The organism is Streptomyces sp. NPDC059169 (assembly GCF_042755225.1).
In the GTDB taxonomy this organism is placed as follows: Bacteria; Actinomycetota; Actinomycetes; order Streptomycetales; family Streptomycetaceae; genus Streptomyces.
Map to the genome: position 1 here is coordinate 71,057 of NZ_JBHZCF010000003.1, position 13,641 is coordinate 84,697.

A 13,641-nucleotide genomic window follows, 5' to 3' on the forward strand; every position below is an offset into this window, starting at 1 on the left:
GTTGCCGAGCGGGCTGCGTCTGCGTCCGTGGGAGTCATCCGATGTCCCCGTCGTGCTGGAGGCGTTCACAGAACCGGTGATGGAACGACAGGCCGATGCACCCATCACCACGGTCACGGACGCCGAGCAATGGATCCAACGGCGGCAGGAGCAGTGGCGCCAAGAGGTGGCCTACGACTTCGCCGTGGCCGACAACACCAACGTGGCATTGGGCGGCCCGGTCGGGTACTCGGGGGGAGTGATCTCCATCGGGACCCGGCTGGCGGTGGTCGAGCCGCGCATCTCGGCCGCTGTTCTGTTCGCCGGGAGTTTCGTCCCCCGCGCCATGTTCGAGGAGGCCCCGCCAGGTCGCCATTCCACCGCACATCCTGCTGCAGTGGGACGACGAAGGCAACGACCGGCAGGCGGCCCTGGACCTGTTCGACGCCTTCGGCTCCAAGGAGAAGACGCTGCACGCCAATATGGGCGGGCACACCGGCGTCCCGCAGTTCGCGGGGGACGCCGCGGCCCGGTTCTTCACCCGACACCTGAAGTGACGCCGGGCCGTCAGGCCACCGGCAGACGGGCTGGCACTGGCGTAGTGCTCGGTGGTCATGACTTGTTTCGACCAGGGCCATGAACGGCGTGATGCCGGTGGTGGCCTCGCAGCGGCCGAAGAATTTCGCTCGGTGGACGTCGTAGGCGCCGCTCGACGGCCGTCAGGGTTATGGGGCGGGCGGCAGGAACAGGCAAGGAAGACGGGCCGATCAACAGAAGTGGATCACAAAGTCATGGGGGGGTTGCTCATGTCGTCTCGTGGTGGAGGAGGTCCAGGGCGGTGAGTTCTTCCTCCGACAGGCGCAGGGAGCCGACGGCGACGTTCTGGGCGAGGTGGTCGAGGTCGCCGGTGCCGGGTATGGCCAGGACGTGGGACCCCTGGTGCAGCGTCCACGCCAGCCGGATCTGGGCTGCGCTCACGCCGTGGGCGCGGGCGACGGTGTGCACCTGCGGGTTGTGGTCGGTAGTCGCGCCGGCGGTGCGTCCGGCGCCGGCGATCGAGTAGAACGGCACGAACGCGATGCGCCGTTCACCACAGAGGTCCAGGAACTCCTTCTGCTCGCGCGACGCGCCGATGCCGTACATGTTCTGGACGCAGACCACCGGCGCGATGGCCTGGGCCTCGGCGAGGTGGTGAGGGCGGACGTTGGACAGGCCCAGGTGACGGATGAGTCCGGCCTCGCGTAGTTCGGCGAGTGCGCCGAAGCGTTCGGCGATCGAGTCGGTGCCGACGATGCGCAGGTTCACCACGTCGAGGTGGTCGCGACCGAGCTGGCGCAGGTTCTCCTCGACCTGGCCACGCAGTTGCTCAGGGGTGGCGTGCGTCAGCCACTGGCCCGAGGGATCGCGGCCCGGTCCGACCTTGGTGGTGATGACGAGGTCGTCTGGGTAGGGGGCCAGCGCCTGGTTGATCAGTGTGTTGGCCGAGCGCAGCGGAGAGAAGTAGAACGCGGCGGTGTCGATGTGGTTCACGCCGAGCTCGACCGCGCGGCGCAGCACATGGATCGCCTGGTCTCGGTCGCGTGGGACGGCCTCGTCCGCGAATGCCTCGCCCTGCTGCGGCAGGCGCATCGCGCCGAAACCGATCCGGTTGACTGTCAGGTCGCCGAGCTTCCAGGTGCCCGATGCCGCTGCGGTGATCGTCTGTGAGGTCATGGCGGGATGATCTCCGCGCGGTAGGCTCGACCGCCATTGATTCATGCATGCCTGAATCTATTGAGGAGTGGTTGTCCTGTGGGCCGCTCACGCACCCTGCTGCTGACCGAGCTGGAGAACCCGGCCTCCACCACACCACTGGCCCACCGCACCGGACTCTCCCCAGCCGGGGTATCCCAATGTCTCACCGCGCTACGCAACGCGGGCCTGGTCAGCGCCCACCGCGCCGGTCGCTCCGTCCTCTACGCCCGCACCACCGCAGCCGAAGCTCTTCTCCAAGCGGCCTCCGCCTGACCTCGCGTCAACCCCCGAAGTACCTTCGGAACTGACCACTAAGCGTGACCGCTTCACGGAGAGCCGTCTTGAGCCAGAGCCGTCTATTGGACACGGCGGCGCTCGCCGTGGCCTTCCGGGTCACCGTCCGGATTCAGCTGATACCCCGTTCGTTGCCGACACCCATCCAGCGGCCGTGAACGAGATCTCCCGCCTGCACGACCGGATCCGTCCTTCCTCCCTTCCGTAGTGCCCGGACCCGCCTGGCCATGCACTGGCACCGCTGGCGCGCCCGCCACCAGGACCGGGCCCGAGCCGCACGTTCTCACTCACAGTGAAACCACCGGCCGTGGCATCAGTGGTGCCAAGCTCGCCCGCCCGTGTTGTGGATCAACCGCTGCAACACCTTGAGAGTGGTCAGGTACTCCTCGTCGGAGATACTCGCGTGCCGTTCCGCCCAGAGCTCGTCCTGAAGGGCCGCGGCCTTGTCGTAGAACGCCCTGCCCTCGGCCGTGATGCCCAGGCGTCCCGCGGCATCCTCGGTGATCCAGCCCTGGGCGATGATCGCGTCGATCTCTGACTCCATGGTTTCCGGACCGCTGTCGAGGTAGTGCCGAAGGAGGCGGGACACTTCGTCACGGGTCTTGGCGGTGTCGGCGCGTGCCACCTGCGCGAGGGCCCACCACTGCGGTTGGGTGGTACCGATCCCGGCCAGGGCGGCCCGGGTGCGGGCGATGACGGCCTTGTAGGCCGCCCAACTCCAGTAGCCTATGGGCTGTTTGATCAGATCGGCATCGCTGTGTGAGTACTCCATGGCCGGAAAATCCCTGTCGCTGTCTGAGTCGGTTCGACGAGCTCGACCGTAGAAACTCAACCCGACTTGAGGTCAAGGGGCCTACCGGGCGACTCCTCCGAGATGCTGATACTCACTCACCGTGAAACCACCGGCTGTCGTACTGGGGCGTATCGGGTCGTGATCAATCTGCGGGTTTCCCGCCCGTGGATCTTCGTTCCGGTAGATCGTCTCCCGTGGGCGGCGCCTGCGCTCGCACCGGCCGGAATACGCACTCGCGGTCGCCGGTTGCAGCGGAACATGCACCATCCTCAGGAGCCGCCCAGCGGCATACACCCGCTGCTTGCCGGGCGTTTCAGCCCCTACCGGTTCGATCCGTCTGCGGTTGTCGACGACCACGCCCTCGGGCTGCTGCTGGAAGCCGCGCGGTGGGCGCCGTCGGCGGGTAACTCCCAGCCGTGGGGTTTCTTCACCGGCAGGCCCGGTGAGCCGGAGCACGACCGGGTGCTCCCTCACCTTGCACCGAGCTCGGCCCGCTGGGCGACCGACGCGAGCCTGCTCGTCGTCACGCTGACGCGCCGGCACGTCGATGACACGCAGCTGTTCTACTCCGAGTTCGCGGACTACGACCTCGGCCAAGCCATCGCCCACATGACTGTTCAGGCCCAGGCCATGGGGCTAGCCGCGCACCAATTCCGGGCCTTCGACCTGGAAGGGCTCACCAAGGAGCTGGACCCGAACCCGGGCTGGGTGATCGTCTCCATGGTCGCGGTGGGCAAGGCGGCCGGCGGCCCACCGGAGGGCCGCGCCCGGCACAGCGTCGCGCACTTGCGCTCCGCTCCCTGGTCACCGGCGGAGTTACAGCCGAGTCGTGATCATTGAGCGGCCCGGGTGAGATCCTTGATCCAGATCATCGAGGCGCGGAGGTGAAGTCCGGCGAGGTAGCTGCCCGGGGATTTGTCATAGCGGGTGGCGATGCCCCTGCCAGGCCTTGAGCTTGTTGATCAGGCGCTCGACGGTGTTCCGTTCCATCGCGTGGCGACGGCGCGGTGCCTCTTGAGCCGGTTGATCCCGCACTCGACCGCATGACGCTCGCGGTGGTCGACCGGGTCGAAGTGCGGTGGCCGATCACCGCGGGAGCCGAGGGCCTGGTGGTGCTTCCCTCCGGGCATTCCGCAGTGTGCTTCAGCCTCGACCAGCGTGCTGAGGGGCCTGGTGGGGAGTGAGGTGGATGTGCCGCGAAGCTGCTTCACGACCCTCTTCGCCGGGCGCGACACACCCCTATCCGACGTGACATGTTCACGCAGCGTACGATCGTCGCCTTTGCCGATTTCCTCCGAGGGGAAGCGATGAGAATACGCGGATTCCTGGCGGCCGTCGTGGTCGCCGTCTCTGTCGTCCTGATGGCCGGCCTGGCCCACAACGGGGCGGATCTACTCCGAGCCGACCGCGCGGCCACGGACACGAAACGGACGACGACCGACGCGAAGCGAGCCGATGCCGGAGCCGGAAACGGCATCGTCCTCAAGTCGGTCAGCTTCAACATGTGCGGCGGCCTGTGCAACAAGGGCGGGACCGGGAAGCTGCCGCTCATCGCCGACCAGATCGACTCCTTCACGCCGCACCTGGTCATGCTGCAGGAGGTGTGCTGGCCGCAGTACGAATGGTTCGCGCACGAGTACGGCGGGACCTACGAGTTCGACTACACTCCCCTGCTCACCAACTACACGGGCTGCGGCGCGTCCGACTGTTCGGTGAACATGGACACCGACTCCAACAATGACGACAGGCGCTGCTGGATCGGCCAGGTCCTCGGTGCCCGAGGGACGTTGGTGGGCCAGCCGGACGAGATCCCCCTCGGCGGCGAGCGCCACCAGATCAAGAACGATGGCAGCCCGGTCAACCCGGCACGGACGTTCAAGGCCCTCTGCTACGACGTGGCCCTCGCCAACGTCCCCCGGAAGGTGAAGGGCTGCAGCGTGCACCTGCGCGCCTTCAGCGACGACAAACTGGTCAACGAGCGGGCCCGTGTCGCACAGGCGGCACGCCTCGCCTCGGACCTCGACGGAGACATCGCCGCAGGAAAGGTTGTTGTGGTGGGCGGGGACTTCAACACGCTCCCGTACCGGAACCGCACACCGGCACTGGACAACTTCTACCGTGCGAGTGCCGCGCCGGGCGGGGGCATCGGAAGGTTCTACGAGGCCGACCACGACGACCCGGCGTACTGGACCCAGCCGGATCCGGACTGTCTCGTGGGCACCGACACCAGTTGCCGGACCGGCGAGTCGACCCTCGTCAACCTGTCGCCGCTGCCAGGTGACAAGCGCAACAGCAAGATCGATTACATCTTCTTCTCCGAGACCACCGCCCACGCCACGCTCAGCGGCGACGCCATCCCCATGTACCTCAAGGACGCCGCCGGCACGGTCATCACGCACGGCGAAGCGCAAGCCGCCCGGGACGCCGAAGGCAAGTACCTGAAGGTGTCGGACCACGCCTTCTACCGGGGCCTGGTCACGGTGAGCGCATCCCCCTCCTTGGAACACCTCGAGTGAACCTCGACTGAACAGGGGCTTCGTTCAACACCGTCAGGCCTGTCGCCGTCACCGTTCCGCCTGGTCCGACTGTGCCGGAGGGTGCCGGAGGGTGCCGGACCAGGTCAACGAACCGTCAGTGGTCATCCCGTGCGGCTCTGCTGCGCTCGCGCAGCGAGATGCGGTTGCCGCCACGTCGCCTCGACACGGACGCCGAACCCGTGGTCAACCGGCTCCAGCCGGATCCCGGCGATGCGGGTGACTGTTTCCATGCCGATGCCGAGGGAGGTGCATGCTCGGTGCCGGCGGTCGCCGCCGTCGACCGCCCGTTGCCGTTCAACGCAGTCGCCGCGTCATGGATCCCAGTCGAGGATCATCTTGACCTCGGAACGAATCCACGCCTCCCTCCCGATCGTCGGGCGGTGTTCTGCGACGTCCGCCTGAGGTCTGAGGGCGGGCGGGAACAGCGGACCCAGGAGTTCCTGCGCTGCCAGGTGCTGGAGGAGGCTCACCGGTTGGAAGCCGTTGTCTTTCCGGCCGGGTCCCGCACCGCGCACGTCTGGTTGACGGTACGTCACACGGAGCCGACTGACACCGGTCCTGGTCCGGCGGGGCGGGGACCGGTGTCACCGCCGCGTTCCCCCCGGTGCAACCGCGGCGGGGCCGCGCGGTCCGCCCCCGCCGAGGGTTCCACGGACGGCCCCGCATCGACGGCCGAGTGGTCCGTCGGTGGGGCGCTCACCGTTCCCCTGGCGTCGTCCGCGACCGTCGGCCCACCGGCCCTCGTCCCGGAGTGCCACGGAGCGAGCGGCACGGGCCGAGCCGGCCGGAGGTCCGGCACCGACCGCCGCCGACGACGACGCGGCCGTTCACCCCCCTTCGCAGAGGTCGAGGAGCGTGGCGACGCACGTGTCCCACGCGAGCGGGACCTTGTAGGCGTTCCCCGGAACGGTGCGCGCCGCTGCCAACTCCGCCGACACCGCCGCGGCGAACGAGTCCGCCGTCGCGGGAGCGCCCCGCAGGGCGCTCTCCGCCCTGACGGCCCGCCACGGTATCGGCGCGATGCCACCGAACGCGACCGCCACGTCGCGGACCGTGCCGCCCGCCAGATCGAGCAGCACGGCGACCGAGACGAGCGCGAAGGCGAAGGACGCCCTGTCCCGCACCTTGCGGAAGCAGCAGCGGGCCGCGGGCGGCGGTGGCGGCAGATCGATCGCCGTGATGAGTTCACCGTGCTCCAGCCTCGTGTCCCGCTCCGGGGCGTCCCCGGGCAGCCGGTGCAACCGGGTCAGGGGCATCCGGCGGGGGCCTGAGGGTCCCAGGGTCACGACGACGGCGTCCATGGCACACAGCGCGACCGCTACGTCGGAGGGATGCACCGCCACACAGTGTTCCGAGCCCCCCAGGACCGCGTTGTGGCCCGTGAAGCCGCTCAGGGCCGAACAGCCGGAGCCGGGCTCCCTCTTGTTGCACGCGGCGTCCAGGTCCTGGAAGTGGACGCACCGGGTGCGCTGCATCAGGTTCCCGCCCATGGTCGCGGCATTGCGCAACTGGGCCGAAGCCCCCGACAACAGCGCCTGGGAGACCGCGGGATAGCGTTCGCGCACCGCCGGATGGGCCGCCAGGTCGGCGTTGCGGACCGTCGCCCCGATGCGCAGCCCCCCACTGGGAAGTTCGTCTACGGTGTCCAGCGGCAAACCGGTGACGTCCACCAGCACGCGGGGCCGGACGATCCCCAGCCTGAGTTGCTCGACGAGATTCGTCCCGCCGCCCAGGAACGCCGCGCCCGGACGGGACGCGACGAGTGCCACGGCCTCCTCTGCCGTGGCGGGGCGCTCGTAGGCGAAGGGCCGCATCACCTGCCTCCCCGCCGGACGGTTCCCGGGCCACCACGTTGCGGCGAGGGGAGGGGCCGGCCGACGGGAGATCCGCGGTGCACTCCCCGCCGCCGACCGGTCATGGCTGGTCCGGTGACCGGGGCGACGAGACCATCCCCGCCCGCACGGCCGGCCCCATCGTCTCGACGAGGCGCCGGGGGGTCAGCGGCAGATCGCGGAACCGGTGGCCAGTGGCGTGGTGCACCGCGTTGGCGATCGCGGCCGCCGTGCCGACGATGCCGATCTCGCCGACGCCTTTCGCCCCCATGGGGCTCGTGCGGAAGTCCTCCTCCTCGATACAGACGGCATCGATGCGGGGGACGTCCGCGTACGTCGCGACGCGGTAGGCGGCGAGATCCCGGGTGAGGAAGTGCCCATGATCAGGGTCCAGGACGCCCTCCTCGCAGAGGGCCATGGAGACGCCCATGACCATGCCTCCGATCAACTGTGACCGCGCGGTCGCGGGGTTGATGACACGGCCCACGGCGAAGACACCGAGGAGGCGGGGCACCCGTACTTCCTTGGTGGCCCGGTCCACGGTGACCTCTGCGAACTGCGCACCGAACGCGTACTGGGAGAAGGCCCGCGGCGGAGCCAGCTCGTCGAAGGTGTCTGCGGAGGCCTCGACGCCGCCGGGCGGCAGGTGGCCGCCGAGCCGCCCGATCTCGGCGCGCAGCGCCTCGCACGCCCGTACCACGGCCGTTCCCCAGGAGGTCGTTCCGCTGGAACGCCCTGCCCAACTCGCCGACGGGTAGGAGCTGTCGCCGAGTTCCACGGCGACGCGGTCCGGCGGTACGCGGAGCGCGTCGCCGGCGATCTGCGCCAGCACGGTCCGGGCTCCCGTGCCGACGTCCGCTGCCGCGATACGCACGACGTACCGGCCGTGGCCGTCGGCGTGCACGGTCGCCCGCGAGGGAAACCGGTACTGCGGAAAGGTCGAGGCGGCGACGCCCAGGCCCACGAGCCGCCGCCGGTCGCTGAGCCGCGCCCGCAGCCGCTCGCGCTCCGACCACCCGAACCGTTCCGCGCCCAGGCGCAGGCAGGCGGCCAGGTTCCGGGAGCTGAAGGGCCGTTGGCTGTGGGGATCGACCGGTGTGTCGTTGCGCAGCCGGAGTTCGACGGGGTCGAGTCCACACGCCTCGGCGAGTTCGTCCATCGCCGACTCCAGCGCGAACATCCCCGGGCACTCACCGGGCGCGCGCAGCCAGGTCGGGGACGGGACGTGCAGGCGGGCACACCGGTGGCTGGTCTCGCGATGGGGCGCCGCGTACATGGTGCGGGTGGGGGCGGCGGAGCACTCGGAGAAGTCCTTGATCATGGAGGTCTGCTCGAAAGCCGTGTGGGAGACGGCCACCAGGCGCCCGTCCGGGCCAGCCCCGAGACGGACCCGCTGGATCGTCGGAGTCCGGTACCCCACGACAGCGCTGAGTTGCTCGCGGCTGAGGGCGGTGATGACCGGTCGGTGCACCACCCGGGCCGCCAGGGAGGCCAGGACCAACTGGGCGCGCGGCGCGGCCTTGGAGCCGAAGCCCCCACCGATGTGATGGGCGAAGACCCGCACGCGGTCGGGTTTGATCCCGAAGAGGCGCGCGAGGACGTCACGCGTTCCCGTAGGCCCCTGCGTGGTGTCGTGGACGGTCAGGTACCCGTCGTGCCAGTACGCCATCGACGCGTGCGGCTCCATCACGTGGTGGTGGTACGGGGGCGTGCTGTACACCGCCTCCACCCGCACGGCAGAATGCAGCAGCGCTGCTTCCGGGTCGCCGTGCACGCAGTCGGTGGGGAACCACGGACCGTGCTGCGGGGGCGGGTGCAGCGTGGGTCCGTCGGTGCGCAGGGTGAGCTCGTACGGACGGGTGGTGTAGTCGACGCCCACGTGCCGCGCCGCCTCCCGGGCGAGCTGCGGGGACTCGGCGACGACCGCCGCGACGAACTGCCCCCGGTAGGCGACACCGGGAGACTGGAACAGGGCGAGCTCTCCATCGTCCGTCCTGCGCAGGCGCGGGCAGTTGGCGAAGTAGATCACGGCCATCACGCCCGGAAGGGCAAGCGCCCGCTCGGGGCGGACGGCCCGCACGCGCCCGTGGGCCACCGTCGCCGGAACCGCCGCGACGTACGCCGCTCCCGGAATCCTCACGTCGCCGGTGTAGCGGGCGCGGCCGGTGACCTTGTCCCGGGCGTCCCGCCGCGGGACGGAGACCCCGATCGAGCGCTGCGCCGGAGCCGCCGCTTCCGAGGTGGCCGCGGGCGCCGGGCCGGGCAGCCGGGTGCCGGTGACCGGCAGCGCCCCGCTGCGGGCGAGTTCGGGGCCGGGGCCGCTCCGCCGGGCGCCCGTCATGGGACCGTTCCCCTGATCGCCGCGACGATGTTCTGGTAGGCCCCGCACCGGCAGAGGTTGCCGCTCATGCGCTCCCGGATCTCCTCGCCGGAAAGATCGGGGGCGCCGGTGGGGCGGTCCGTGACGGCGCTCGGCCACCCCCGTGCGATTTCGTCCAGCATCCCGACCGCCGAGCACAGCTGCCCAGGCGTGCAGAAGCCGCACTGAAGCGCGTCGTACTCCACGAAGGCCCGCTGCAGAGGGTGGAGTTCCGCTCCGGCGAGGCCCTCGACGGTCACCACACTGGCGGTGTCACAGGTGACGGCGAGCCTCAGACAGCTGTAGACCCGCCGGTCGTCGACCAACACGGTGCAGCAGCCGCACTGCCCCCGGTCGCAGCCGGCCTTCGCCCCCGTCAGGCCGAGCCGGTCGCGCAACACGTCCAAGAGGGACATCCTGGTGTCGATCGTGAGCCTCCGGGCCTCACCGTTGACGAGCAGGCCAACGTCCGCGCGGACTGGCGGGCCCGCGTCGGGCCCCGGGAGCGGCTGCGCGTGTGCCATCGGCGGCCTCCGGAATGGTTCGGGCCCGGGGGAGCGATGCGTCCGTGCGACCGCGGTCCGCGCGGCCCCGGGGCGCGCCCGCGACCTGGGCGTCCGCCCTGCTGCTTCGCACACTATCCGCGAACCGTCGGCGGCGCATCGGCGGACGCCCGGGCCGGTCCGAGCTCCGGGCCGAACCCTCCCGGTGCCGTCCGCACCAGCATTCCCGGCGACGGCCATGAGGTGCACGGCGACGTGGCCCATGCTGTGATGACCTGGTGAGGCGTTTCCGTGCGATCACCCGGCGGCAACGCAGGATGATGGCCTTGGCATGCGTCACGAGCTCCGTGCTCTTCTCCAGCGCACCCGGCATCACGCTCGCCCTTCCGACCATCCAGCGCGATCTGGACGCCAGCGCCTCCACGCTGCGCTGGATCGTGATCGCGGCCCAGCTTCCGCTCTGCTGTCTGGCGGCGGCCGCCGGGCGCCTGGCCGACCTGCTGGGTTACCGCACCGTGCTGCGCACCGCCCTGATCAGCTTCACCGTCGCCTCCGCCGTCTGCGCCCTGGGACCCACCGGCTCCTGGTTGATCGCGGGCCGGATACTCCAGGGAACCGCCGTGGCCCTGGCCGCCCCGCTGGGAGTCGCCCTGCTGGCCAGGGAGATCCCGGTCCGCATGCACGGTTGGGCCCTGGGCACGCTCGCTCTGTCGATCACCGTGACCAGTACCGCGGCCCCGTACCTCGTCGCGGCGCTCACCGACTTCGCCGACTGGCGCTGGGGGTTCGTCGCCTACGCGGTCGCCGGACTCGCCCTCTTCGTGCTCGCCGGGCACGAACGCTACGGCACGGGCGAGAGGTCGGTGTCGGTGCCCATGGACTGGAAGGGATTCCTCAGCCTGACGGCCGGGCTCACCCTGGTGGTGGTCGCCCTCGAGAGAGTGGCGGCCTGGGAGCGCCGGGACCTCACGGCGCTGCTGCTGTTCCTCACCGGGGCCGTCGCTCTCGTGGTGTTCGTCCTGGTCGAGAGGGCCGTGGCGGATCCGCTCATCGACCTCCGGATGTGCCGGCGCCGCAACGTGGTCGCCGCGGGTGGCGCCCTGGCGCTGGCCCAGTGGGCGAGTCTGGTGTTGTCGATCTACCTGAGCTTCTATCTGCAGCAGGTGCTCGACTACAGCGCGCTCCAGGCAGGGCTCGTCGTCCTTCCCGGGTACCTGGGGCCGCTCTTCCTCCCCACCCTGGTGGGGCGGTTGCACGACTACGCGCCCACCTGGTGGACCGTCGTCGGCGGAGCCCTCCTGGGTGCGGTGTCCCTGCTGCTGATCGCCCGGGCCGTCACCCGGGGCGACACGGTGATGCTGGTGCTGGGACTGCTCGCCTTCGGCTGCGCGGCGCCGCTGGTCTACACGCCGGCCAACAGCCTCGCCATGTCCGCCGTACCGTCCTCGAGCTACGGGCTGATCAGCGGTTTCACCACGACGGCCCGCCAACTGGGCGGTGTCCTGGGCCTGGCCGTCTCCGGAATGGCGTTCTCCCAGGTGCAGGCGGACGAGCGTGCTCGGCTCATCCGCGTGGAGGGACTCGACCCCGTACAGCGACGCGATCTGGACAGCGTGGTCTCCGACGGCGAGCGGGGCCGCAGCCTTCTGGACTCACTGCCCCGACCGTCGGCGCAGGCCGTCCTCGACATCGCGAACGGCGCCTACACCCAGGGGTTCCGCGTCGCTCTCCTGGCCACGGCGGGCCTGCTGACCCTCGGCTCCGCGACCATGCTGGTGGCCCTCCGGCACCGGATGAGCGGTCCGGCCCGGGGCGCGGGTGACCTCCGCTGAGCGGGGCGTGCATGCGTGCCGGGGCAGCGGACCGCCGGCACGGGCGCGCCGAGCTGCCTACCCCGCACCCGCGCGAGGATGCGGCGCCGCGTCGCCTGTCGATGCCGTCCCCATCTCCCCCGATCCGCATCTCCCCCGATCCCCGCTGCGGGTGCCCAACTCGCCAACACCGTGGCAAGAATCCCGGCCCATCGACAACGATTCCCGCCACCCACCGTGCCCGCCGCGGCTGCCCGGGCCCGGTGTCCAGGTCGACGCGGTGGCCCGCCCGTCGGTGCTGATGCCGATCCGTGCGTGTTCCTGATCTCACAGGACTGGTGGCAGCCGTCATGCCTGGGCGGTGGGACGAACATTGATCTCGCCGATCTCGACGTCGTCGGGCTGCTCGATGGCGAAGGCCACCGCACGGGCAACCGCTGCCGGAGGGATGCTCACCGCGTCCATGTTCTTGCGTATTCGCTCGCGGATGTGCGGGTCGGTCATGGAGTTGGCGAGATCGGTGCGGGTGTATCCCGGCGAGATGGCCGTGGTGCGCACCACCCCGTCGGTGGACTCCGTGCGCAGCCCCTCGTGGACGGTGCGGACCGCGTTCTTGGTCGCGGCGTAGACAGCCATCGCGGGGGACGCGCCGTACAGGCCGGCCACGGAGACGATGCTCACCAGGTGGCCCGACCCCTGCTCGCGGAAGACGGGCAGCGCGGCGGCGACCCCGTGGAGCATGCCACGAAGGTTGACGTCGATCATGGCCGACCAGCTTGCGGTGTCGAGGTCGGCGAGCGGGCTGATCGGGGCGATGCCGGCGTTGTTCACCAGTACGTCGATGCGGCCGTACCGGTCGATCGTGGTGGCGACAAGGCGCTGTAGGTCCTCGGCCCGGGTGACGTCGACGACGCATGTTGCAGCGCGGCCCCCCTCCTCCCGGATGTCGTGCGCTACGGCGTCGATGCGCTCGCTGCGGCGCGCCGCGAGGACGACCGCTGCGCCGCGTTGGGCCAGCAGACGGGCCGTGGCTTCGCCGATGCCGCCACTTGCCCCGGTAATGGCGACGATCTTGCCGTGAAGGGGGAGCACTACTGCCTCCAAGTAAAGTGGACACTTGTCCGCTACGCGGTTCACCTTACCGGACACATGTCCACTTACTGCTGGGCGGAACTTCAGGAGAGGCCCATGAGCACACCAGCACGCCGTACGGATGCGGTGCGGAACCGGACCCGCATCGTGGAGGCCGCCCGCACGGCCCTGGCCGAGTCCAACCACGTCCACCTCAACGAGATCGCCAAGCGCGCCGGTGTAGGACAAGGAACGCTCTACCGGAACTTTCCCAACCGCGAAGCGCTCCTCGCCGAGGTCTACCGGCGCGACGTCGAGGAACTCGTGACCGCCGCCTCCGCCCTCCTGGCGGACCACGGCCCCGTGGAGGCCCTGCGTCGCTGGCTCGACCGAGTGATCGACTACGCCGAGATCAAGCGTGGCGTCCTGGCAGCGCTTGAACCGGCGGCGTGGCAGGACCTCGTCGCCCACAGCCACAACCCCATCGAAGGCGCCCTCGGTCTCCTGCTGGACGCCGGGAGAGCGGCAGGTTCCCTCCGCGCAGACGTGGACGCCCACGGGGTCCTCCTGCTCGTCGGCTACCTCAGCCGACTGGATCGGGACGAGTGGGAAGCTACGGCACGACCTCTGATGAACGTCATCCTCGACGGTCTTCGCCGACAGGACGCGGACCGGTGACGGCAGCCGCCCGTCCGTCTGCACGGCCGGCGACCGGCCGGCGGCGGCTT

At 70.3% G+C, this 13,641-nt stretch carries 11 protein-coding genes and 3 pseudogenes; 7 read left to right on the forward strand and 7 right to left on the reverse strand.

Annotated elements, in window-relative coordinates:
• Window positions 1-208 precede the first annotated feature (208 nt).
• Window positions 209-536, forward strand: a pseudogene (locus tag ACFXOM_RS06585) (alpha/beta hydrolase); the annotation flags it as partial.
• A 247-nt stretch (window positions 537-783) separates the two neighbouring features.
• On the opposite strand, the gene ACFXOM_RS06590 reads toward ACFXOM_RS06585, so the two are convergent.
• Window positions 784-1,692 carry an aldo/keto reductase gene (locus ACFXOM_RS06590; protein ID WP_384927784.1) on the reverse strand — a complete coding sequence of 303 codons (909 nt, stop codon included), beginning with the start codon at window positions 1,690-1,692 and terminating at the stop codon, window positions 784-786.
• Between the two features lie 78 nt (window positions 1,693-1,770).
• On the opposite strand from ACFXOM_RS06590, the pseudogene ACFXOM_RS06595 reads away from it, so the two are divergent.
• Window positions 1,771-1,986, forward strand: a pseudogene (locus tag ACFXOM_RS06595) (ArsR/SmtB family transcription factor); the annotation flags it as partial.
• A 334-nt stretch (window positions 1,987-2,320) separates the two neighbouring features.
• On the opposite strand, the gene ACFXOM_RS06600 reads toward ACFXOM_RS06595, so the two are convergent.
• On the reverse strand, window positions 2,321-2,779 hold the full coding sequence (locus ACFXOM_RS06600; protein ID WP_385037174.1) for a MarR family winged helix-turn-helix transcriptional regulator: 459 nt from the start codon (window positions 2,777-2,779) through the stop codon (window positions 2,321-2,323).
• A gap of 279 nt (window positions 2,780-3,058) precedes the next feature.
• Between ACFXOM_RS06600 and ACFXOM_RS06605 the strand changes: the two genes are divergently transcribed.
• A complete protein-coding gene (locus tag ACFXOM_RS06605) occupies window positions 3,059-3,640 on the forward strand; it encodes a nitroreductase family protein (RefSeq protein WP_384927790.1) in 582 nt (193 codons plus the stop codon).
• On the opposite strand, the pseudogene ACFXOM_RS06610 reads toward ACFXOM_RS06605, so the two are convergent.
• Window positions 3,634-3,787 (reverse strand): annotated as a pseudogene (locus ACFXOM_RS06610) (IS5/IS1182 family transposase); the annotation flags it as partial. The gene ACFXOM_RS06605 and the pseudogene ACFXOM_RS06610 overlap by 7 nt on opposite strands.
• 56 nt (window positions 3,788-3,843) lie before the next feature.
• On the opposite strand from ACFXOM_RS06610, the gene ACFXOM_RS06615 reads away from it, so the two are divergent.
• On the forward strand, window positions 3,844-3,984 hold the full coding sequence (locus ACFXOM_RS06615; protein WP_384929038.1) for a hypothetical protein: 141 nt from the start codon (window positions 3,844-3,846) through the stop codon (window positions 3,982-3,984).
• A gap of 123 nt (window positions 3,985-4,107) precedes the next feature.
• On the forward strand, window positions 4,108-5,316 hold the full coding sequence (locus ACFXOM_RS06620; RefSeq protein ID WP_384947380.1) for an endonuclease/exonuclease/phosphatase family protein: 1,209 nt from the start codon (window positions 4,108-4,110) through the stop codon (window positions 5,314-5,316).
• A gap of 848 nt (window positions 5,317-6,164) precedes the next feature.
• Here the strand turns inward: ACFXOM_RS06620 and ACFXOM_RS06625 are convergent.
• The 3 genes from ACFXOM_RS06625 to ACFXOM_RS06635 form a co-directional block, all read right to left on the reverse strand.
• A complete protein-coding gene (locus ACFXOM_RS06625) occupies window positions 6,165-7,151 on the reverse strand; it encodes an FAD binding domain-containing protein (RefSeq protein WP_385037177.1) in 987 nt (328 codons plus the stop codon).
• 100 nt (window positions 7,152-7,251) lie between these two features.
• On the reverse strand, window positions 7,252-9,510 hold the full coding sequence (locus ACFXOM_RS06630; protein ID WP_385037180.1) for a xanthine dehydrogenase family protein molybdopterin-binding subunit: 2,259 nt from the start codon (window positions 9,508-9,510) through the stop codon (window positions 7,252-7,254).
• Window positions 9,507-10,052, reverse strand: a complete 546-nt coding sequence (locus ACFXOM_RS06635; RefSeq protein WP_384927798.1) for a 2Fe-2S iron-sulfur cluster-binding protein — start codon at window positions 10,050-10,052, stop codon at window positions 9,507-9,509. The genes ACFXOM_RS06630 and ACFXOM_RS06635 overlap by 4 nt, the downstream gene beginning before the upstream one ends.
• A 299-nt stretch (window positions 10,053-10,351) precedes the next feature.
• On the opposite strand from ACFXOM_RS06635, the gene ACFXOM_RS06640 reads away from it, so the two are divergent.
• Complete coding sequence (locus ACFXOM_RS06640; RefSeq protein ID WP_385037419.1) at window positions 10,352-11,863, forward strand: MFS transporter; 1,512 nt, start codon at window positions 10,352-10,354, stop codon at window positions 11,861-11,863.
• 327 nt (window positions 11,864-12,190) lie between these two features.
• On the opposite strand, the gene ACFXOM_RS06645 is transcribed toward ACFXOM_RS06640, so the two are convergent.
• The gene (locus tag ACFXOM_RS06645; RefSeq protein ID WP_384927799.1) at window positions 12,191-12,934 is read right to left on the reverse strand and encodes an SDR family oxidoreductase; all 744 of its coding nucleotides are present in this window, start codon (window positions 12,932-12,934) and stop codon (window positions 12,191-12,193) included.
• 96 nt (window positions 12,935-13,030) lie between these two features.
• Between ACFXOM_RS06645 and ACFXOM_RS06650 the strand changes: the two genes are divergently transcribed.
• A complete protein-coding gene (locus ACFXOM_RS06650) occupies window positions 13,031-13,591 on the forward strand; it encodes a TetR/AcrR family transcriptional regulator (protein WP_384927801.1) in 561 nt (186 codons plus the stop codon).
• Window positions 13,592-13,641: the final 50 nt, after the last annotated feature.

Excerpts from the sequence above, each read along its gene's own strand:
- ACFXOM_RS06635 (WP_384927798.1), bottom strand. The coding sequence starts at position 10,052 with ATGGCACACGCGCAGCCGCTCCCGGGGCCCGACGCGGGCCCGCCAGTC.
- ACFXOM_RS06630 (WP_385037180.1), bottom strand. The coding sequence starts at position 9,510 with ATGACGGGCGCCCGGCGGAGCGGCCCCGGCCCCGAACTCGCCCGCAGC.
- ACFXOM_RS06590 (WP_384927784.1), bottom strand. The coding sequence starts at position 1,692 with ATGACCTCACAGACGATCACCGCAGCGGCATCGGGCACCTGGAAGCTC.
- ACFXOM_RS06625 (WP_385037177.1), bottom strand. The coding sequence starts at position 7,151 with ATGCGGCCCTTCGCCTACGAGCGCCCCGCCACGGCAGAGGAGGCCGTG.
- ACFXOM_RS06615 (WP_384929038.1), top strand. The coding sequence starts at position 3,844 with ATGACGCTCGCGGTGGTCGACCGGGTCGAAGTGCGGTGGCCGATCACC.
- ACFXOM_RS06650 (WP_384927801.1), top strand. The coding sequence starts at position 13,031 with ATGAGCACACCAGCACGCCGTACGGATGCGGTGCGGAACCGGACCCGC.
- ACFXOM_RS06620 (WP_384947380.1), top strand. The coding sequence starts at position 4,108 with ATGAGAATACGCGGATTCCTGGCGGCCGTCGTGGTCGCCGTCTCTGTC.
- ACFXOM_RS06605 (WP_384927790.1), top strand. The coding sequence starts at position 3,059 with ATGCACCATCCTCAGGAGCCGCCCAGCGGCATACACCCGCTGCTTGCC.
- ACFXOM_RS06600 (WP_385037174.1), bottom strand. The coding sequence starts at position 2,779 with ATGGAGTACTCACACAGCGATGCCGATCTGATCAAACAGCCCATAGGC.
- ACFXOM_RS06640 (WP_385037419.1), top strand. The coding sequence starts at position 10,352 with ATGGCCTTGGCATGCGTCACGAGCTCCGTGCTCTTCTCCAGCGCACCC.